The sequence below is a fragment of the Carboxydocella sp. JDF658 genome, assembly GCF_002049395.1.
Taxonomy (GTDB): domain Bacteria; phylum Bacillota.
In genome coordinates, this window is record NZ_BDLR01000005.1 from 98,195 (window position 1) to 119,030 (window position 20,836).

General features: G+C 49.9%; 14 protein-coding genes and 1 riboswitch. Of the genes, 12 read left to right on the forward strand and 2 right to left on the reverse strand.

The window, feature by feature from the left end; translation table 11 throughout:
• The 7 genes from JDF658_RS14750 to JDF658_RS01860 form a co-directional block, all read left to right on the forward strand.
• Nucleotides 1-456: isocitrate/isopropylmalate family dehydrogenase (locus tag JDF658_RS14750; RefSeq protein WP_242946586.1), on the forward strand; the 456-nt coding region annotated here is incomplete at its 5' end.
• 17 nt (nt 457-473) lie between these two features.
• The gene (gene cimA / locus JDF658_RS01835) at nt 474-2,054 is read left to right on the forward strand and encodes a citramalate synthase (protein WP_242946587.1); all 1,581 of its coding nucleotides are present in this window, start codon (nt 474-476) and stop codon (nt 2,052-2,054) included.
• Nucleotides 2,055-2,092: 38 nt separating this feature from the next.
• Complete coding sequence (locus tag JDF658_RS01840) at nt 2,093-2,293, forward strand: hypothetical protein (RefSeq protein WP_078664221.1); 201 nt, start codon at nt 2,093-2,095, stop codon at nt 2,291-2,293.
• A 246-nt stretch (nt 2,294-2,539) separates the two neighbouring features.
• Nucleotides 2,540-7,270, forward strand: a complete 4,731-nt coding sequence (locus tag JDF658_RS01845; protein WP_079906292.1) for a S8 family peptidase — start codon at nt 2,540-2,542, stop codon at nt 7,268-7,270.
• Nucleotides 7,267-8,871, forward strand: coding sequence for an S-layer homology domain-containing protein (locus JDF658_RS01850; protein ID WP_079906293.1), 1,605 nt, complete (start codon nt 7,267-7,269; stop codon nt 8,869-8,871). The genes JDF658_RS01845 and JDF658_RS01850 overlap by 4 nt, the downstream gene beginning before the upstream one ends.
• A 121-nt stretch (nt 8,872-8,992) precedes the next feature.
• A complete protein-coding gene (locus JDF658_RS01855; protein WP_079906294.1) occupies nt 8,993-11,155 on the forward strand; it encodes a S8 family serine peptidase in 2,163 nt (720 codons plus the stop codon).
• Between the two features lie 132 nt (nt 11,156-11,287).
• On the forward strand, nt 11,288-13,015 hold the full coding sequence (locus JDF658_RS01860; protein ID WP_159446527.1) for an S-layer homology domain-containing protein: 1,728 nt from the start codon (nt 11,288-11,290) through the stop codon (nt 13,013-13,015).
• A 47-nt stretch (nt 13,016-13,062) separates the two neighbouring features.
• Here the strand turns inward: JDF658_RS01860 and JDF658_RS01865 are convergent, their stop codons facing one another.
• Nucleotides 13,063-13,941: a transglutaminase family protein gene (locus JDF658_RS01865; protein ID WP_079906296.1), complete on the reverse strand. Its 879-nt coding sequence runs from the start codon at nt 13,939-13,941 to the stop codon at nt 13,063-13,065.
• Between the two features lie 127 nt (nt 13,942-14,068).
• Nucleotides 14,069-14,158: riboswitch (cyclic di-GMP riboswitch) on the reverse strand.
• 133 nt (nt 14,159-14,291) lie between these two features.
• Here JDF658_RS01865 and JDF658_RS01870 point away from each other — a divergent pair.
• Complete coding sequence (locus JDF658_RS01870) at nt 14,292-15,353, forward strand: S8 family peptidase (protein ID WP_078664215.1); 1,062 nt, start codon at nt 14,292-14,294, stop codon at nt 15,351-15,353.
• Between the two features lie 9 nt (nt 15,354-15,362).
• On the opposite strand, the gene JDF658_RS01875 is transcribed toward JDF658_RS01870, so the two are convergent.
• On the reverse strand, nt 15,363-16,370 hold the full coding sequence (locus tag JDF658_RS01875; protein WP_079906297.1) for a hypothetical protein: 1,008 nt from the start codon (nt 16,368-16,370) through the stop codon (nt 15,363-15,365).
• A 232-nt stretch (nt 16,371-16,602) separates the two neighbouring features.
• Here JDF658_RS01875 and JDF658_RS01880 point away from each other — a divergent pair, with 232 nt between their 5' ends.
• The 4 genes from JDF658_RS01880 to JDF658_RS01895 are packed head-to-tail and all read left to right on the forward strand — an operon-like array spanning nt 16,603 to nt 20,575.
• Nucleotides 16,603-17,277, forward strand: coding sequence for a YveK family protein (locus JDF658_RS01880; RefSeq protein WP_242946588.1), 675 nt, complete (start codon nt 16,603-16,605; stop codon nt 17,275-17,277).
• 13 nt (nt 17,278-17,290) lie between these two features.
• Nucleotides 17,291-17,971 carry a CpsD/CapB family tyrosine-protein kinase gene (locus tag JDF658_RS01885; protein ID WP_079906298.1) on the forward strand — a complete coding sequence of 227 codons (681 nt, stop codon included), beginning with the start codon at nt 17,291-17,293 and terminating at the stop codon, nt 17,969-17,971.
• 25 nt (nt 17,972-17,996) lie between these two features.
• Nucleotides 17,997-19,361, forward strand: a complete 1,365-nt coding sequence (locus tag JDF658_RS01890) for a sugar transferase (protein ID WP_079906299.1) — start codon at nt 17,997-17,999, stop codon at nt 19,359-19,361.
• A gap of 50 nt (nt 19,362-19,411) precedes the next feature.
• Nucleotides 19,412-20,575, forward strand: a complete 1,164-nt coding sequence (locus tag JDF658_RS01895) for a glycosyltransferase (protein WP_159446528.1) — start codon at nt 19,412-19,414, stop codon at nt 20,573-20,575.
• The last annotated feature ends 261 nt before the right edge of the window (nt 20,576-20,836 follow it).

Below are 20,836 nucleotides of genomic sequence, written 5' to 3' on the forward strand. Positions count from 1 at the left end.
CAGGATTATCCCGATGTCACCCTGGAGCATATGTATGTGGACAACTGCGCCATGCAACTGGTGCGCTGGCCCAAACAGTTTGATGTGATTGTCACCGAGAATATGTTCGGGGATATCCTGACCGACCAGGCTTCGGTTCTGGCTGGTTCCATCGGCATGCTGCCTTCCGCTTCCCTGGGGGGCGAAGTGGCCCTGTATGAGCCCAGCCACGGCTCAGCTCCCGATATCGCCGGTCAGGACAAGGCCAACCCCCTGGCTACCATCCTTTCCGTGGCCCTGATGTTGAAGTTCTCCCTGGATTGCGAAGAGGGAGCAAAGGCCATCGAACAGGCGGTAGCGGAAGTGCTGGCTGAAGGCTACCGGACGGCTGACCTCTGGGAGGAGGGAGCCAAACTGGTAGGCTGTCGGGCCATGGGGGATCTGGTGGCAGAAAAAGTAGCCGCTATTTTAGGCTAAGGAAAGGAGGAACACCCTTGGCGGTAAAAATCTACGATACCACTTTACGGGACGGCACCCAAGGGGAAGGCATCTCCTTTTCTGTGGATGACAAGCTGAAAATCGCCGGGCGTCTGGTGCAGATGGGTTTTCACTGGGTGGAAGGGGGCTGGCCCGGTTCCAACCCCAAGGACATGGAGTTTTTTCAGCGGGCCCGGGAGCAGGAATGGGCCCGTTCCCACCTGACAGCCTTTTCCAGCACCTGCCGGGTAGGCCAGCGGCCGGAAACGGATGTTATCATTCAGGCCTTGCTGGAGGCCGGCACTTACTGGGTGACTGTATTCGGCAAGAGCTGGGACCTGCATGTCACCGAGGCCCTCAATACCACCCTGGATGAAAACCTGCGCATTATCCGGGAAACCATTGCCTATCTGGTGCAGCAGGGCCGGCAGGTAATCTTCGATGCCGAGCATTTCTTCGATGGTTACAAGGCCAATCCTGACTATGCCAGGGCAGTGCTGGCAGCAGCCCGGGACGGCGGAGCCAGCTGGCTGGTTCTCTGTGATACCAATGGCGGTTCCCTGCCCTGGGAAGTGCAGGAAATTACCCGCCAGATCGGGCAGGAATTTGCCCTGCCCCTGGGCATCCACTGCCACAATGATGGCGAACTGGCGGTGGCCAACTCCCTGGCGGCGGTCCAGGGAGGCGCTACCATGGTGCAGGGCACCATTAACGGGTTCGGGGAGCGCTGCGGCAATGCCAATCTCTGCTCCATCCTGCCCAATCTCACTTTCAAGATGGCTGCGGAGACCATTCCCCGGGAGCAGCTGGCCCATCTGACCGAGCTGTCCCGCTATGTCAGCGAGCTGGCCAACCTGCACCATCCCAACAATTTACCCTTTGTAGGCAAAAGCGCCTTTGCCCACAAGGGTGGTATCCATGTCAGTGCCATCCTGAAAAACCCGGGCACCTATGAACACCTGAACCCGGAGCTGGTGGGCAATGAGCGCCGCGTCCTGGTCTCCGAACTGAGCGGGGCCAGTAATATCGTCTATAAAGCAGAGGAACTGGGGCTGGACCTGGACAACATCAGTGCCGAAGCCAGAGCCATCCTGCAGGAGATCAAGGAACTGGAACATCAGGGCTTCCAGTTTGAAGGAGCGGAGGGCACTCTGGAACTGATGTTGCGCCGGGCTTTTGAGAACTACCAGTATCCCTTTAATCTGGTGGCCTTTCGGGTGATCAATGAGAAGCGGGAAGGGGAGCGCTTCCACTCGGAGGCAGTGATCAAATTGCAAGTAGGGGACGAAATTATTCATACCGCTGCGGAAGGCAATGGCCCGGTGAATGCCCTGGACCGCTGCCTGCGCAAGGCCCTGGAGGGGGTATACCCCGCCATCCGGGAGATGCAATTGAGTGACTACAAGGTACGGGTTCTGAATGAAAAGGCAGGCACAGAAGCAAATGTACGGGTGTTGATTGAAACCACCGATGGCCATGACAGCTGGAATACAGTGGGGGTATCGGAAAATATTATCGAAGCCAGCTGGCAGGCTTTAGTGGACAGTCTGGCCTATGGGTTACTGAAACGGAAAAAGACCTCCGGTCCGCAGGAGTAGCGGACCGGGGGTCTTTTCAAGAAAGAAGGTATATAATTATGGATGATAGTCCAAAGCAAAAAGAAACTGAGGGGGAAGTGGAGGTGGAGATGATGGCAGTTTCCATGAAGCCAGCACCAGTCTTTACTGGTTCAGCTGCGAAAAAATTGATTGAACGGCTGGAAAATCCTAAAGATAACACAGCAATATTTCAGAAATGCATAGAACTGGCAAAGGCCATAAGGGAGAAGAAAGAATAAATATGATATCTTGAGTTTGAAAAGCTAGGCGGACCTTGCTAAACAGATAGCAGGGTCCGCTAATTTATTTTTAGGTTCAAAATTAAAAAGAAGCTGGTCCACAGAAAAAAGGGGCCAGCGGTCTTTTTTAGACAAAATTTGACAAAAATATTTGCTTAACTCAAGTATACTTCGACAAAAAAATCCCCTTACCTTATGTTACTATATTTACGTGTATTACCAAAATCATGAAAGGGTGAGGGGTAAATGAAACAAAGGCTGCTCAGCTTAATGCTAGTTTTCATCCTGTTATTGAGCCAGGTCATGCCGGCGGCAGCTGGCACGGTACCAGGAAAAAACATGGGTCAGATACAATCTACCCCAGGCGAGTATATCGTCAAGCTGCGTAACAAGCAGGCAGGCAAGAAAGTCAAGGCTAATCTGCAAAAAGCCAGCATCACTGTCCTGAAGGAAAAGGGTGACCGGTTGCTGGTCAAGGCCAGGCCGGGACAGGATACCAGAAAACTGCAGGACATGATGGCAGCAGCCGACATCGAATATGTAGAACCCAACTATATTCTTCAGAAGGCAGATGTACAACCGGCAGAACCTTTGCAGGAATTACAGTGGGGATTACCAGCAGTCAAGGCTCCGGAAAGCTGGAACCTTATCTATCCTACTGCTCCGGAAGTAACGGTGGCAGTGGTGGATACCGGGGTGGACTATACTCACCCTGATCTCAAAGATCGAGTGGACACCGAGTATGACCGGGATCTAGTTAACAATGACGATGATGCCATGGATGACGAAGGCCACGGTACCCATGTGGCCGGGATTATCGCTGCGGCTATTAATGGCCGGGGTATTAGCGGGGTAAGCGGGCCGGCCAATATCCGCATTTTGCCGGTAAAGGTGCTGAACGCCTGGGGTTCCGGCAGTGTATTTGATATTGCCGAAGGTATTCGCTATGCCGCTGACCGGGGAGCAGCGGTAATCAACATGAGCCTGGGTGGCAAGGTCTACAGCCGGACCCTGGCTGAGGCAGTAGCATATGCCCAAAACAAGGGGGCTCTAATTGTAGCTGCTGCCGGCAACAGCGATGATAATGTAGAATACTTTACTCCGGCCAGTTTGCCGGGGGTACTGGCAGTAGGCGCAATCGATGAGAACAAGGAAAAAGCATACTTTTCTAACTGGGGGCGCAAATTGGATCTGGTAGCGCCTGGTGTGGAAATTCTCAGCTCTATTCCGGAATTTGTCTATGATTATTATAAGGATGATAAGTACTTCCAGGAAAAGTTTATCAAAGACCAGGGCGCATCCTATCTCTACGCATCCGGTACTTCCATGGCTGCTCCCCATGTGGCCGGAGCTGCGGCATTGCTCAAAGCCGTTAAACCAGATTTAAAACAGCAGGAAATAGCCGCTATTCTCCTGGCCAATGCCGAAGACCTGGGGGCCCCGGGCTTTGATGATAAATATGGTTATGGCCTGCTGGATATCCAGAAAGCATTAAACAATCTGGAGAATAAAATAACCAGGGTCCAAATCCACAATCCGCGGCCAGGCCAGTTGATCTGGGGTAAGACAGACGTTAAAGTAGAACTGAACCAGCCACGCTCCGGGCAGACTTTGAAATTAACCTTAATCGGGCCTGATAACACGGAAATTTCTCTGCCGGATCAGGAAGTACAGGAAGACAAATTTGTTTATCTGACCGAGCTGGATATTGATAAAGTGCTGACCAATACCGGTGAGACCATTCCTTTACCTGACGGCGATTATCTGATCAAGGCGGAATTAGTTGAGGGCCAGGAAACAGTAGCAACAGAAGAATTATCTTTTCAGGTTAAACGAGAGCCCCAAAACGGGATACAGGTTCAGGTTTTTGATCCGGAAGAGAAACCGGCTGATCGGGCCTGGGTAATCCTGATGCACAAAGGCTACTGGGACGAACAGGGATGGCATGATGGCTGGCCTTTAGACATTGCCTATTTTGGCATTACCGACCATTTTGGCCAGTTAACTATACCGGCAGCAGATGCGGTAGACGGCAACAAGTATGACTTATATGTTTTGAGTGACCCGTATCTGCCGGACTCTACGCCCTTTTTATACCGCAAAACAGTGAGCCAACCCGGGAAAATTACTTTCTATGGTACAGGCTTACAGCAGGTTAAGGTCAAGCTGGAAGATCGCCAGAATCAGCCGGTAGCTGCTGCTGAAATCATGATAGACATGATAGAAAATGATTTTAACTATTACGGCTTCTCCTTGCCGCTGGGCAAAACTGATGCCAATGGCGAATTAATGGCATATGTGGATAAAGGGTTATACCGGTTCCAGGCTCTGGAAACCGATCCTTCAGATCATCAGATTATGATGTTGCAAACCGATAATATTAGCCTGAACGGAATGCAGGACATAAAAACTGTAATTTTCGATCTGGAAAAAGCCGGGATTGTGCGTTTGAGCGATACCACGCCGGATAAGCTGCAGGTAACGGCTTTTCTGGACGGAGTCGGAATCGGATTGCCTTTGACCAAGGATGTGGAAGCCCTGGTAACAGCCCGCGATTATTTCCCTGCCTTTCTTAATGAAACTACGGATGAAACCAAAATGAACTGGTTTTATTTTACATCACTAATGCAACCACTCACACTTACGGCCGGCCAAGTCCAGGAAATAGACCTGGGAGGAGAATGGTCAACTACGTTACAGGTTTTTGAACCTGATCCCTATATGCAGACGCAGGAAGTTGTTGGCCAGGTGTTGACCCAAACTCAAGCTGGCCAGCGTTTATGGGAAGTTTACCGGGAAAAAGGGGAAACAGAACCGGACGGTACAGTACAAATGTTGTTGAAAGGTGAAAAGGGTAAACCGAAATTTGTGAACCTGTCGGCAAAGGGTCTGCAGGAGGAAGAAGAAAGCGGCTTCGTCTGGCCGGAAATGAAGATTTATGATCAGGAAGGCAATGAAGTAGTCAATGCCAAAGCCGAAGCCTATTGGAGCAACTTTTTCATTGCCACGGAAAACCTGGCAGAAGGCAAATATACAGCCAGATATACCCTGAACGGCGGGCCTTTGGTAAAAGATCAGCAGGCTGAAACTGGGTTCCAGGTGGCACATGAAGATGGGAAAGATACCCTGGGCGAAATCACCGTTCAGGTAACCGATGTGGATGGCCAAACACCGGCCCGAAATCCGTTCCTGCTGATTTTCGAAGTAACACCTGACCAGGAATCTTCTTTTCCAATTTATGCTGATTATGGCGATGAAAACGGCATGGTCGCCATCCCCGGCGGATTGCTCGCGGAAGACCGGCAGTATTATCTGCTGGTGCAAAATACCGAAGCAGAAGAACGGGCATTGGCCTGGTTTGAATTCAAGAAAGCAGAAACCGTAGATCATGTTCTAAAAGTTGATCTTTCTAAGACTACAAAGGTTCAGTTTAGGGCAGATTTGCCAGAGGACTTTAATGGCTATGCCTCTGCCATTGCCAGGTTGAAAGATGCCAGAGGGAAGGTGCTGTGGGAGACCTGGTTGACCGACATCAATGATCAGGAAAGTGTGCGCCTGACCCCGGGCAGCTACGATTTCGCCCTCTATGTCTGGGATGAACAAAACCAGCAAACTCTGGCCTATTTGACTGCTGCGAATCAGACGGTGCCGGCGGATGCAGGGGGCCAGATGGAATTTTCTCTGGCAAATGCTGTAACGCTCAGCGTGGAAAATGACGATGATTCCCTGATTGTACTGAATCAGGCAGGCGGCCTATTCGGATACTTAATTGATCCCGGGGCTGCACGGCAATTTAAAGTTTCTCCCGGCCAATACCGGTTCCAGTACTTGCTCAATAAACAGGAGAATGAAGAACACTGGTTCTATGTCCTGGGAGAAGATGTCGCCAGAACCGTTGACGGTGCAGCCACGCTCGAATTTGACGACAAAATGCACATGGAGTTTGAGCTAAAAGATGAGTTCCGCCGCGGAGATACGCTGACGGGAACGGTAAAGATTGCTGATTCTCATGGTAATCGCTTAACCAATATCTGGGCTTACTCTGATTACTATGAGATTTACCGCCAGGGCCAGGTGCTGGTGAAGGATAAGCAAGGCGACTATCTGTTTATGGATTTCCATAAACAGTCCGGATGGAATGTAATCCAGAAGAAAAATCACTTCCTGATTGCGCCTATTCTGAACATCTACGATCAACAGGGCAAGCAGCTGGTGCATAAAAAGGATTATCTCCACTATCGGGAAATCAGCCACTGGCTCAGTCCCGTTTTCCAGACCGGACAAACTTACAGGGCTGAGCTTTATCTGGGAGTGAGCCCATCGCAAACCCTGACGCAGAACAGGGAATTTACCATATTGCCGGGCAATAATGCCGATCTGGCCAGGATTTTGATTAACGGCCAGCCGCTGGCAGATTTCGAGCCGAATAAGACCGAATACACGGTGACGTTGCCCTATGGCGCGGAGTTGCCCACGGTAGAAGCCTTTGCTCAGGACGAGCTGGCCAGGGTGGAGATCCAGAAACCAGCGCCCGGCAATTCGCTAGCCCTGATTACGGTAACGGCGGAAGATGGCACAGAAAAGGTTTATACTATTAAATTTGTCTGGGCAGAAAATCCTTTTAGCATCAAGGTCCAATTCCTGTATAATGGTGAGCGGGCTGATTTCCTGGCAGACGGGAAAAGTCTGGATGCAGAGGTGGAAGTGAGAAATTGTCAGGCACAAGGGCAGCAAGTAATGGTCATCGTTGCCCTGTATAACCAGCATAACCAGATGGAGAATTTCGCTTATGTCTCCAAATTCATTGAAGCCGGAGCCGTTGAATATTTGCATGCCGGTTTTAACCTGCCCAGTAATGTTAATGGCTACAAAGTTAAAGTCTTTATCTGGGATGGCATGAATCTGGCTGAAACTAAAGCGACGCCATTAAGCAAGGAATTTTTTATCACTGCAGCGGAAAGGAATGGGGCCCGGTGAGAAAATATCCAATAATAATATTAGCCCTGTTGTTTATGCTGTTCGGGTCGGGAATTAACCCGGCCCGGGCAGCAGCGGGATTCAGCAATGTTAGTGTCAGTTTCCGGCACTCAGACAGCAGGTTTGTCATTACCGGAAATTTTGGCGACCTGGCTGGAAAAATGGTAACCCTCTTGATTTTTGACCCGGAAGGAAAACCGGTATATATTGATCAGGGTTTAACCGGCGCCCGGGGAGCCTTCAGTTTTCAGGGACCGGTCAGCCGCCCGGTTAAAGGTTTGTATAAAATCAGGCTGGGCGGTGAAGGTAATGATGCGCCTTATGAAACCGAATATGAATACAAACAGCCTCAAATAACAGGCGGAGGAGGCAGCGGAGGCGGTGGCAGCAGCAGCCCTGCGCCTGCTAGTGCCGTTGACCTGGGGAACAGTGCCAGTAGCCAGGTCCGGGAGGAGCATGGCCGTCAGGTGCAGGAGACAGTCCTGGATGAAGCCAGAGCCGCAGCTGCTCTCAGCCAGGTTGCTGTTCGGGGAGAGGTTAATCTTACTATAAGTGGGACAGCCGCGGAAAACCGCATAACCATACCATCCCCAGTATTTAAAATAATGGAGGAAAAAGCAGTAACCCTCGAAATCCAAACGGAGAGCGCCGGCTACACTCTGCCTCTACAGGCCCTGGAGGGGCAGAAGGCCAACGGCGGGCTGGTACTGACCATCAGTAAAATCAAGGCTGAGGAAGAGAAGCAGTGGCGGCAGGCAATGGCAGCAGCTAGTCTGGAACTGGCCGTTACACCGGTAGAATTCAAGGTAGAAGTGATTAATGACGGGCAAAAGCAGGAAGTCAGGCAATTTAACCGCTATGTCAGCCGTACCCTGTATTATGCTGGCACAGGGCAGGAAAATCTGGTAGGGGTAGTATTAAATGCCGATGGCAGTTTTGCCCCGGTCCCCACCCTGGTGACCAGAGAGAACGGTAAAGTAGCAGTAGTGATAAAAAGGCGCAGCAACAGCACTTATGCAGTTGTTGCGGCTCCCCGGCGGACTTTTGCTGATCTGAACCAGCACTGGGCCAGGAAAGAGGTGGAACAGCTGGCCGGCAGGATGATCATTAAAGGGATCGATGCGAAACGGTTCAATCCTGCGGGCAAGGTGACCAGGGCGGAGCTGGCAGCCATGCTGGTGCGGGCCCTGGGTTTGTCCGAACAGCAGACTGGTTCGGCTAAAGCTTTTTCTGATGTACCGGCTCAGGCCTGGTATGCCAGGGCAGTGGCTGAAGCGACGGCGGCCGGTTTGCTGGTAGGTTATCAAGATGGGCGTTTCCGGCCTTTACAACCGGTAAGCCGGGAGGAGATGGCGGTGATCCTGGTGAGAGCCATGAAGCTGGCCGGTACCGAGGTAAAGCCGGAAACAAAGGCGGAGCTGGCCAAATTGCAGGACTGGCAGCAGATCAGCACCTGGGCGCAGGAGGATGTGGCCGCAGCGGTGAAACTGGAGCTGTTTGCCGGGGATGAGAAAGGACGGTTTAATGGTGGGAACAAGGCCAGCCGGGCGGAAACGGCTCTGGTGTTGCAACGATTGCTGGTGAAAGCCGGGTTGATGTAGTTAAAAGGGAAAGGACCTCCGGTCCGCAGGAATAGCGGGCCGGAGGTCTTTTGATTATCAAAACAAATTTAGCGACAGCAGAATATACTGGAGTAAAGGAAAAACTGGGAGGCTAACCAAAATGGAAGAAATTAAGCGCTATATTATCAGGCTGAAGCATAGGGGTTGGCGGAAAAAGGCTAAACTTCTGAATCGTTCGTTGGCGGGGAAAATAATTCATACTTATGAGACCCTACCGTATCTGGTGGTGGCATTAAGTTCTGAAGAAGCTAACAGCATACGGGGAGAGGATGGATTAGTGGAAATATTTGAGGACGGGTTGGCTACCACACAGGAGCAACAGGTACCCTGGGGAGTGTCGGTCATCAAAGGGTCCAAGGGCGCAACCCAGTCCGGTATCCGTGGAGAAGGGGTACGAGTGGGTATACTGGACACTGGCATTGACTTAAATCATCCGGACCTGCGAGTTGCTGGTGGAATAACCTTTGTGGGCAATTCCTTTCAGGATGACAATGGCCACGGTACCCATGTAGCTGGAATAATTGCAGCACAGGACAATGATCAGGGTGTGGTGGGCGTAGCACCGGGTGTTGAGCTGTTTGCTATTAAAGCACTGAACAGCGCCGGTAATGGCTGGTACAGCGATATAGCTGCCGGGCTAGAATGGGCGGTAAAAAACAAGCTTGATATAATTAACCTGAGTTTAGGTGGAAATCAGGATAATGCCTTACTGCGGGCAGCGGTGAAAAAGGCGGCTAATGCTGGAATATTGCTGGTGGCGGCAGCAGGCAATTCCGGCAATGAAGAGGGGAGCGGGGATACGGTACTGTTCCCGGCTAAATATCCAGAAGTGATTGCTGTGGCGGCTATTGACCGACAATGGCAACGAGCGGCTTTTTCCAGTACCGGACCCCAGGTAGAACTGGCTGCCCCCGGGGTGGAAATACTCAGCACCAATCTCTGGGGAGGATATAGGACAATGAGCGGTACCTCCATGGCAACGCCGCATATTACCGGGCTGGCAGCTCTGCTGAAATCTGCTCTACCTCAGTTAACAGCGCCAGAGCTCAGGCGGCGGCTGGGGGAAGGAGTAATTGATCTGGGGCCGAAAGGACGGGACTCCTGGTATGGTTATGGGTTGCCTACCGGGGGGTTAGTTTTGCCGCAAACACAACCTGACAATACGCCACCTCAGCTTTACCTTATGGGCTTGCCGCCTGGTGAACCTGTTAGCGGTGAAGTAAACCTGGAAATTCTGGCCTTTGATCCCAGTAGAATAAAAGAAGTACAGCTGTTGATTGACCAGATACCAGTGGCCAAATGGACGACAGCACCTTACCGTTATGCCTGGGATACTCGGAAAGTGCCTGTGGGTGAACACCAGTTAACGGTATATGCGCTTGATGGTATGGGTAACCTGGGAGAACTGAGGCAAATAGTAAAGGTTGTACCAACGGTAACTATCCTTGAGCCACCGGCGGGAACAGTAGCCAGGCATCAGGTGCGGGTACGGGCTGTGTTTTCACCTAATGCGGTGATCGAAGGGGCGGAATTTTATGTAGATGGCATTAAGCGGGAAGAGGCCCGAGTGACAGCTAATGAAGTGGAATTTAGCTGGGACAGCGGTGAGGTCAGTCAAAGTGGATTATCAGTGCATACCCTGAAAATTATCGGTATTACTGCTACAGGTATGACTGGAACAGGCAGTGTTCAGGTTAAGGTGCGCAATCCAGTAGTGCAAATTTATGCCCCGGCAGCTGGCAGTGTACTGGGCGGAGATACTGTCGATGTTTTTGTGCAAGCCAGTGACCAGGAAGGAATAGAACGGGTCGAGATGTTTTGGGACGAAGAACTTATTGGCAGTATAGCTGGTGGCACTCAACCATACCGGTTTGCCTTATCACTTAAGGAGAAAAGGGCGGGAAGCCATATTCTTAAAGCTATTGCCTACACACCAGGGGGCAGACGGGCTATAAGTCCGGCGGTAAAGGTGCAAAAAGGGGTGGAGATCCTGTGGCTCAGTCCCATTCCGGGGACGAGAATTTGGGGGAAAAAAGAAGTCAAGGTGCGATTCGGTGAGCCGGTTAGCCGGGCAGAGCTGCTGGTAAATGATCAGCGACTGGGAATCAGATACCCGAATGGTACGGGTCCGGTAAGTTGGACGCTGGATGCTGCAGCGTATCCGGACTTGACGGTATTGGTGCTAAAAGTGCTGGCTCTGGCAGCAGAAGAACGAATTATCAGCTCAATGATTGTGCCATTAACGGTGGACAGCCAGGCATGAGAAAAACGCAAGCTGCAGGTTTTTGTCGAAATATGACTAAAAATATTTGCTTAACCAGAGCAGGAAAATCAAAACAAATATAGAAAAAGAAATTTATTGTATAGAATATTCTGCAGAAAGGGGCTGAAAAGTTTGCATAAAAAAATAATTTCCGTCATTTGCATCCTATTCTTGCTGTTGACGGGATTTTTTCCTGCGCGGCAGGCAGGGGCAGCTGAAGACAAGGCTGGTGTGGGCTATGTGGCCCTGGGGGATTCGCTGGCCCTGGGTGTAGGCAGCTCTAAAAGTTATGTCCAGAGATTTTACGAGCAAATAAAAGACAGGCGGGGCGTCAAGGAATTGACCCTGATCGCAGAAGAACAGGCAACCAGCAGGGATCTGCTCCGGTTTGTTACCGATCCGGCCAATCGGGAAGCGATCAAAAAGGCCAGGGTGATTACCATCTGGTTTGGCGCCCATGATTTCATGCAGGCAGTGAGACGCAATCCCCACAATTACCGGCAGGCCGGAAATGAGTTGAAAGAGAACTTGATTACTGCGGTGCAATTAATAAGGTCTATTAATACCGGTAAGGACACTACCATCTATCTGCTCAACTTCTACAACCCGGCACCCGGAGAAAAAGTTCCAGGGGTGAGAGCTACCGACCCGGCAGAGAAAAAGTATGAAGCCTTTGATTTGTTGATTCCTTACCTGAATGGTTTTATTGCTGATGCCGTGAAACAGGTCAACAGTGACCCCTATATGCCTCCTGTGGTGATTGTGGATGTGTTCAAGTCCCTGCAGGAGCTGGGGGTGGCCAAATATCTTGGCAAAGGAAAGGATCCCATTTATCAGGACTATAATAATGCTCATCTCTCCGATGCCGGGCACCAGGCAGTAGCTGAGGCACTGTTTAAAGCGCCGGTAAGTATCCGGCCGGGCAGGCCGCTGGCTCCTTCCCGGGTGGAGGAGTTTTCCCTGCCGACTAACGGGGCAGCAGTAAGTGCAGACCAGGGGCGCCTGGCAGTGGATTTCGGCAATGCCAGCTTGCCGGCCAATGCCTTGCTGTATGTTAAGACCTATGAAGAGCCTCCTTTTATCGTTAGGGGAGAATTGTTAAGTCCGGTTTATGATCTGGTTCTGTCCTTCAAGCCGCCACAAGCCTTCAAAATTAGCTTTAAGCTGGATCAGAGCAAAGTTCAGGGTGAAAAAAATATTTATCTCTTCGAATTTAAAGGCAATGGTCAAAAACTGAAAGTCCGGCAGCAAAATTTTGATGCTGCTACCGGGACCATTACTGCCAGTATTAAACGAGGCGGTTTATACGGGGTAGTAGCTGTGAAGAACAGTTTCCCCGATACTGCTAAACACTGGGCCAGAGGGGAGATCGAAAAAATCGCCGGGTTGGCCGTAATCGATGGAGATGAGCAGGGATACTTCCGGCCAGAGCAGCCGGTTGCCCGGGCAGAAGCGGCTAAAATGCTGGTGGAAGCCACAGGAGCAGAAATAGAGGATAGCGCCACTGCGACCTTCTCTGATGTCCAGAGTTCGGCCTGGTATGCGCCCTATGTGGCTGCAGCGGCCAAAGCCGGACTGATGCAGGGGTATCAGGGCAAGTTTCGGCCAGGGGATAAGTTAACCCGGCAGGAGCTGGCAGTGATCCTGGAACGGGCTTATGGGAGCAAAATCAAGGGCGGAAATGGCGGTAAGCTGGAGAGCTACAGCGACCGGCAGCAGGTAGCCACCTGGGCGCAGGGAGCAGTGAACAAACTGGTGGAAGCCGGCATCCTGAAAGGACGGAAAAAAGATAAACTGGCTCCGGCAGGAGTGACGACAAGAGCTGAACTGGCAGCATTGCTGGCCAGATTGATGTCATAAGGGAAAAAGCGGTACCAGGCCGTAAGGCGAGGTACCGCTTTTGCAGTTTATCGGTATTCTTCCGCCCGGTGGTAGCGGTAGAACTGGCTGTAGGACATGGAGAAGTAGAGGGTTTGGGCACGCGGGATAAATCGGTTGCCCGCCAGGTAACCGGCATCCCAGGTAGGGTCCAGGGGTTGCCATTTGCCGTCCAGCAGGACTTCGGCCCAGGCGTGTTCGTACCAGACGCGGTCATAGGCCTGGCCCACCACTACCCTGGCCGGCAGGTTAGCGGCGCGCAGGAGAGCTACCGTCAGATTGGCATAATCCAGGCAGAGGCCCTTGCGGCTGGCCAGGGTGGCCAGGGCGCCTGAACCGGGACCATAAAGTTGCTGGCTGCTGAGGCGAACAGCATCATAGGCTATATTGCTGGTTACCCAGCGGTAAATATTATAGGCTTTTGGTCTGGCGCCAGCGTTTTTGCCAGCCAGATCCTGAGCCAGTTTACGCACAACGGGATGGTCGCTTTCCACGCCACTGCCAGGCAGGAGATAACGTCGGTCCGGCAAGTCGATAGCTTCCAGACGTGCTTCAGCCTCGACCTGGTAGAGGAAAGCAGCACCGGCCGGGAGATAAACGGTCAGGTAATACTGGCCGCTGCCAAAGCGCAACCAGAAGGAACCAGTGATAGCACCGTTACGGACCGGGAAGTAATAGGCGGCGCGGTCATCGCCGCGACGGATTTCCACCAGTACCTGTCCGGCAGGCAAGTTCTGACCCTGAATCAGCAATTGTCCCGGTTGAGCGGGATTGATTTTTACCTTTACCAATTCGGAAGTTAAGGGTTCCAGCCACCTGACACCAGGCTGGGCAGCTGCCCAGGCCGGCACTGCGGCTATTAGCCAGAGCAGAAACAGGAGAATCAGACTCACGCTTCGCTTCCTCATAAAATATCGCCCCCAGCGGGAAGGGAAAGCCGGGGGCGCGTACAGTAAAGGGTGGGAAAGAAACAGCCTGCTTTCCACTGGAAAGCAGGCTGCTCAAAATGGCTATAGTGCCATTACCCTTTGCCATATGAGCAGCCTGGCAATCATAGTTCCCGACGGGAACCTTAGACCCATGGCTTTGCGCCCCAGGCTTTCGCCTGGTTTGCCCGTTGTCTTCTGTTCTTACCCAATATATTCGGGGTTAAATGGAAAAATCCTGCCTCTGGCAAGAAGTTCTAATTTAATAGAAAAATCGCCAATTTAACGACAGCGGAATATAATGCAACAAAAAGACAGAGGAGGCAAACCGGATGGAAGGCAAGAAGCGTTATATTCTCAAACTGGAAGAACGTTACTGGCGACGGCGGCGTGAAGGCTTACTGCGCTCTCTTTCCGGCAAGATAGTCCGCAGTTTTGAAACTATGCCTTATCTGGTAATTGAATTGAACCAGACTGAAGTTGAGCAGATACGGAACCTGCGCGGGGTAATGGAAGTTTTTGAAGATGAACAGGCCACCACCCAGGAACAGCAAATACCCTGGGGGGTGGCGGTGCTGGCAGGCCCGCAGGTGGCGAGCCAGCTGGGGGTCAATGGTTCAGGAGTAAGGGTAGGGGTGCTGGATACAGGAATTGATTTACAGCATCCTGATTTGAAGGTGGCCGGAGGGATTGCGCTGACAGGGGACAGCTTCCAGGATGATAATGGTCATGGCACCCATGTGGCCGGGATAATAGCGGCTCAGGACAATAGCCAAGGGGTAGTCGGGATTGCCCCGGGGGTCGAGCTCTTTGCTATCAAGGCCCTGAACAGTGCGGGGAGCGGCTGGTACAGCGACATAGCGGCTGGTCTGGAATGGGCCATCAAAAACCGGCTGGATATAGTCAACCTGAGCCTGGGAGGAAAACAGAACAATCCCCTTTTGCGGTATGCGGTGAAAAGAGCAGCCAGAGCGGGAATCCTGCTAATGGCTGCGGCGGGCAATGCTGGGAACGAAGAAGGAAAAGGGGATACCGTTCTCTATCCGGCCAGGTATCCGGAAGTGATGGCCGTAGGAGCGATTGACCGTCAGTGGCAACGGGCTCCCTTTTCCAGCACTGGCCCGGCCCTGGATCTGGTAGCGCCGGGGGTGGAGATTCTCAGTACTATACCGGGGGGAGATTATAAGGTGATGAGCGGAACATCGATGGCCAGTCCCCATATCACCGGGCTGGCAGCCTTATTGAAATCCGCCTATCCCAGGCTGAAAGCGAAAGAGATCAGGCAACGGCTGACAGCTGGTGCAATTGATCTGGGCAGTAAAGGATGGGACAGCTGGTATGGCTATGGGCTGCCCACTGGCATCCAGGTTCTGGGCAAAAGAAAACCCCGCTAAGCGGGGTTTTCAGTTTGCGGCCAGCAATCTTTGCAGACCGGCCAGGGTGTCACTGACCAGCAGGGCCAGGGGTTTGCTGAGGGCCTGGATTTGCTGCTGGGGTGGTAAAGTGGTCAGGGGTTTTTGCAGTAATAGTTTTTGCTCTGCTTCTGGCAAGCGATAGAATTCGTAGAGGAAGCGGGCAGCCAGCTCATTGCGATTCCAGCCCACCAGTTTGTTGACGATGATCACAGTCAGTTGCTCTCGACCGGTATCAGGGGTGAGGTCCGGCAAAAGGGCCTGTATTTGCGCATCAGGAACGGTTTTGAGTTGAGCTAGCACCATCTGATCCAGCTGGGCCCGGCTCAGCTGCTTGGCCTGGCTGGCCAGGGCCAGAGCCACCGTTTCCGCACCGGTAGTACCGGGTTGCCGGGCCTGCAGCTGGGCGACAGGAGCGACCGGTTTCTGGTTAACCGGGGCGGGAGCCGGCGGGGCTGGTGTGGCTTTTTTGGCAGCCGCCTCTTTGATTTGTTCCTCCAGCTCCTGCCATTGCTCCACACTGAGCAGGCCCTTGTCCACAAATTGCAGTAACTGGGCCTGAGACAAGCCTCCCTGCTGATAGAGGGGCAGTAAATCCGAGGTAGTAAGCCGGCCCTGGGTTAGGAGCAACTGAAAGGTATCGAAGTTTTCCCCGTTGATTTTCCCTCTGGCTACAGCCTGCAATTCTCGCATGCGCTGCCGGGCCTGTCGGGTCTGTTCTGCCAGGGTTATTACTTCAGGATGGTCGACAGTGCTGGCCGCCTGGGCAGCGGTGATACTTGGACCGCGAAAGTTTTTGTAGTAGTTGAGCCAGTGGGGATCGGTGGACCATTCGCTTTTATACTGGTACCAGTATACTGCGGTTGACAACCAAAAGCAGGCGGTAAGCCCCAGAGAAATCAGGGTTGGGCGGATTTTGCGCCTTTCCAGTAAGAGCAGGCTGAGGATGAAAGCTATTAATGATAGGACAACCAGAGTCAAGAAAATATATAAGGACAACAGTCTCACCCCGATTTATGTTTATATATTCAAATTTTAACATAAAGCGAAGATATTATATGTCGAAATATGATAGAGAAAAGAAGGAAAACTGAAAAATTTTCGACAAAAAACGAGAAAATTTGTCGATAAAAAAATAGAATTGCATACACAATTCGACATAAAATCAGGGGGGATTTAGTTATAATAAAAAATGATAAAAATGATTTTAAATAAACGAGGAGGCATGACAGTGCAGCTGGAAGAGGAAATTGACCTGCGCGAGCTGGGGCAAATACTGTGGAAACACAAATTGCTTTTAATCGTAATCCCTCTGATTGCGGTAATAACCAGCGGGATTCTCAGTTTTTTTGTGTTGCCACCGGTATATGAGGCATCAGCGACCTTACTGGTTAATAAAGGTGGCCAGAAATTGATTCGGGATGACTATACCAGCTTGCTGGCTGCCAAGGAGCTGGTGAAAACCTATAACGAAATTGTGAAAAGCCGCACAGTGGCGGAAAAAGTGGCCCAGAATCTGGGCGGGGAACTGAAACCGGAAGAAATCCAGGAGATGCTGAAAGTTAGTTTGCTAAAGGATACCATCATGCTGACCATCAGTGCCGAGGATACCAACCAGGAACGGGTGGCTCATCTGGTGAATACTGTCGCCTATGTTTTTGCCGATCAGATCAAGGATATGATGGCGGTAGACAATGTGAAGGTGGTTGACCCGGCGGTACGGCCGGAAAAACCCATCAAGCCAAAAAAGGCGCTGAATATGGCTATGGCTCTGGTACTGGGGTTAATGGTAGCTGCGGGCTTGATCTTCTTGCTGGAATTCCTGGATGACAGTCTCAAGACACCGGAAGATGTAGAAAAATATCTGGAAATCCCAGTGCTGGGCATCATTCCCCGCCGGGATTAAGGGAGGGCAGATAATGGAACGGCTAATCGTGGACAAGGAACCGAAATCCCCCGTAGCGGAAGCATACCGGCGGCTGCGCACCAATATCCAGTATGCCAATGTGGCCCATGAACTGAAAACAATACTGTTTACCAGCGCTGGCCCGGGTGAGGGGAAGTCTTCGGTAGCGGCCAATTATGCCGCCCTGGTGGCCCAGCAGAAAAAGGAAGTAATCCTGGTGGATTGTGATTTGCGCAGGCCCAGTTTGCACAGGATCTTTGACTTAAAAAACAGCCGGGGATTGACCAATGTCATGACCCATGATTTTGAACTAAAGGATGTTCTGCAGACTACCAGTGTGCCCGGGTTGAGGGTACTGACTTCTGGCCCGATTCCCCCCAATCCGGTAGAATTGCTGTCAGCAGAAGAAATGGAAAGTATACTGAGAAAGTTAAAAGAGATGGCAGATCTGGTGGTCATCGATACGCCGCCCATCCAGGCTGTAACGGATGCTCTGGTGCTGGCACCGAAGGTAGATGGGGTGGTGCTGGTGTTGATGGCAGCAGCGGTGAGCAGACAGCAGGCCCGACTGGCCAAAGAAGGGATTCAGCGGGTCGGGGGACGACTGCTGGGGGCTGTGTTGAATGGGGTGGAAATGAAGAAGGGTAGCTACTATTACTACAATTATCATTATAGCTATGGGGTGAGCGAATAGAAAACAGGAAGGAGAGGGGAAGAGAGTGGGGATTATCCGCAAAAGAGAACTTATCCGGGAGCTGATCTGGCTGGCCCAGGTACCGGTAGTCGGTGCAGCTGTGTTGACAGCAGCTATATTTCGTTTTGGCTGGATCGGGGCTATACCTGTCAATGATCGCTTGTTTTCCTTTTCAGCTGCTGTATTGTGGCTGCTGGCCGTCAAACTGGCGGAAGATAACCGTTTGATCTGGCAGGAACCGGGAAAGCAAATGATGCGCTTGCTCAAAACCTGGCTGGCATATATTTTTGCCTTGCTGGTGTTACTGGTAGGGATTAAGCTGGATATCAGCCGGGTGTTTCTGGGGGTATTTTCACTCTCGTTGCTATTATATAGCCTGCTTGCGCGTTTTGGTCTGCTCTGGTATGCCCGGCAGAGTCAAAAAGAGGACAGGGTGCGCGTTTTGCTGGTGGGCAGTGGCGAAATGACCAATTATGCCGTGCGGCATATAGAAGAGAAAACGGGACAAGATGTGCAGATTATCGGAATCCTGGGAGAAGAGCAGCTTCCCGGCATCCGCTGGCTGGGCACCGTCAATGAACTGGGGCGGGTGCTGCATGAGGAAGTGGTGGATGAAATCCTGATCGCCATGCCGCTCAAGGATTATGAGGAATGGAAGTGGGTTATTGACCGGGGAGAAGAAGAAGGCAAAACGGTGCATTTGCTGGCAAACCTGGGTGAAAAACGGCTGATCAGAGGGCAGGCCGGTGAACTGGCGGATTTACCGGTGATTTCCTATATGCCGTCAAAGCAGAACATCTGGCAGAGGATGGCCAAAAGAGCTTTTGATGTAGTCTTTTCCTCCCTGGTGCTGATTGGAGGAGCGCCGGTTTTCTTGCTGATTGCTATCCTGATCAAGCTGGATTCCAAAGGCCCGGTCTTTTTCATTCAGCCCCGGGTCGGCCTGAATGGCCGGATCTTCAAGATGATCAAGTTCCGCACCATGGTGCCGGATGCGGAAGCCCGGCTGAAAGAAGTGGCCCATCTCAATGAAATGGACGGGCCGGTGTTCAAAATCACCAATGATCCCCGTATCACCCGAGTGGGCAGGTTCCTGCGCAAGACCAGTCTGGATGAGCTGCCTCAGTTCATCAATGTGCTGCTGGGGGATATGAGTGTGGTGGGACCGAGGCCAGCCCTGCCGCGGGAGGTGGCCCAGTATGATAGCCGCTATCGCAGGAGGCTGTCGGTGAAGCCAGGGATTACCTGTATCTGGCAGGTGTCGGGGCGAAATGATGTGAGTTTTGAAGAGTGGATGGAAATGGATATGGAGTATATAGATCGGGCCAGTTTGTGGCTGGATCTGGCGCTGGTGGTAAAGACGGTATTTAAGATGGCTGAGGGGAAGTAGAAGATATACATAGTTCTTGATTCATGGTGAAACTTAAGGAGATGAAAAATATGTTAAGGAATAAAACAATATTATGTCTATCTAGTATGAATTGGGATTTTCTGTGGACGCGAAAGCAAAGATTCATGGAGATTTTATCTCATAATGATAATTTTGTTATTTATGTTGAGCCAATTCCTTCTTTGTTTAAAAAAATTGTTAGACCAGAAGAATTTGATGGAAATGAATTCAAAATTAGATTTATTAACAAAAATTTGGTAGTTGTTCGACCACCATCACTTTTACCTGGCATGAGTAAATTTCCACATGTCGCTAAAATAAATAATATTGTATTGATTAGATATTTAAGGTCAATATTCAATAAACTATGTATAAATGAAAGTGATTTGATAATTTGGAACTATTTACATACGTCTGGTTATGTTTTGAAAAGATTGAAGAAAAAAATAACTATTTATGAGATAGTTGATAATATTAAGCATTATCCAGGAGTAAATCAAGCTTTAGTTCAAAAAATGGAAAAACACGTATTAATAATGTCGGATTTAATATTTACAACTTCTAGGACAATTTTCAATAATTTACAAAAAAAGGTGGGAAATAAGATATTTTATTCTCCGAACGGAGTAAATCTTATAGATTTCAATAACTTTAATACACATAGCTTGAATAACTACAATTTAAAGGAGAATGAACGGCAAAAAATAATAGGATATGTAGGCGGAATATATTCATGGATAGATTTAGACCTTATTAAATATATAGCAAGTAAAAATAAAGATTGGAAGGTTGTTATGATAGGACCCATCGGTAAAGATATAGACTTAAATACGATTAAAAATTTTTCAAATATTAAACTTATAGGCAAAAAAGAGAAAGAAACTATACCATATTATATTAAAAATTTTGATGTTTGTATAAATCCTTTCAAATTAACTGATTTAACAAAAGCGGTAAATCCATTAAAAGTTTATGAATACTTAGCTTGTGGCAAGCCAATTGTATCAGTACCTATGAATGAAATATTGCATTTAAAAGATGTTATATATTTTGCAGATAATTATGAAGAATTTGTAAATAAAATAGAAAATGCGTTAGTAGAAAATGATATTGAGAAAACTAATGAGAGATTAAAAATAGTAAAACAATATGACTTTAAAAAAATATTGAATGACATGTGTTTTATTATTAATAACTATTTAGAGGTGAACTAAACTTTGAGCAATATGTTGGTAATTATTATTATAGTTTTCATAATATTTTTATTTTTTATTTTAATTTCCCAGAGAAAATTTATATCTATTTTTTTACTATTACTTTTTATGAGGCCATTTGTTGAATTTTTAAATAATGATTTTAGCAATAAGTATAATTTTTTTACTTTTTCCGCTGCTTACACGCTAATAATTTTGTTATATTGTGGTTTTTATTTACTATTAAATTTAAATTACATTAAATCAATACCTAGTAAGAAT

Coding starts and splice junctions, on each gene's coding strand:
- JDF658_RS01840 (WP_078664221.1), top strand. CDS start 2,093: ATGGATGATAGTCCAAAGCAAAAAGAAACTGAGGGGGAAGTGGAGGTG.
- JDF658_RS01845 (WP_079906292.1), top strand. CDS start 2,540: ATGAAACAAAGGCTGCTCAGCTTAATGCTAGTTTTCATCCTGTTATTG.
- JDF658_RS01855 (WP_079906294.1), top strand. CDS start 8,993: ATGGAAGAAATTAAGCGCTATATTATCAGGCTGAAGCATAGGGGTTGG.
- JDF658_RS01865 (WP_079906296.1), bottom strand. CDS start 13,941: ATGAGGAAGCGAAGCGTGAGTCTGATTCTCCTGTTTCTGCTCTGGCTA.
- JDF658_RS01870 (WP_078664215.1), top strand. CDS start 14,292: ATGGAAGGCAAGAAGCGTTATATTCTCAAACTGGAAGAACGTTACTGG.
- JDF658_RS01885 (WP_079906298.1), top strand. CDS start 17,291: ATGGAACGGCTAATCGTGGACAAGGAACCGAAATCCCCCGTAGCGGAA.
- JDF658_RS01895 (WP_159446528.1), top strand. CDS start 19,412: ATGTTAAGGAATAAAACAATATTATGTCTATCTAGTATGAATTGGGAT.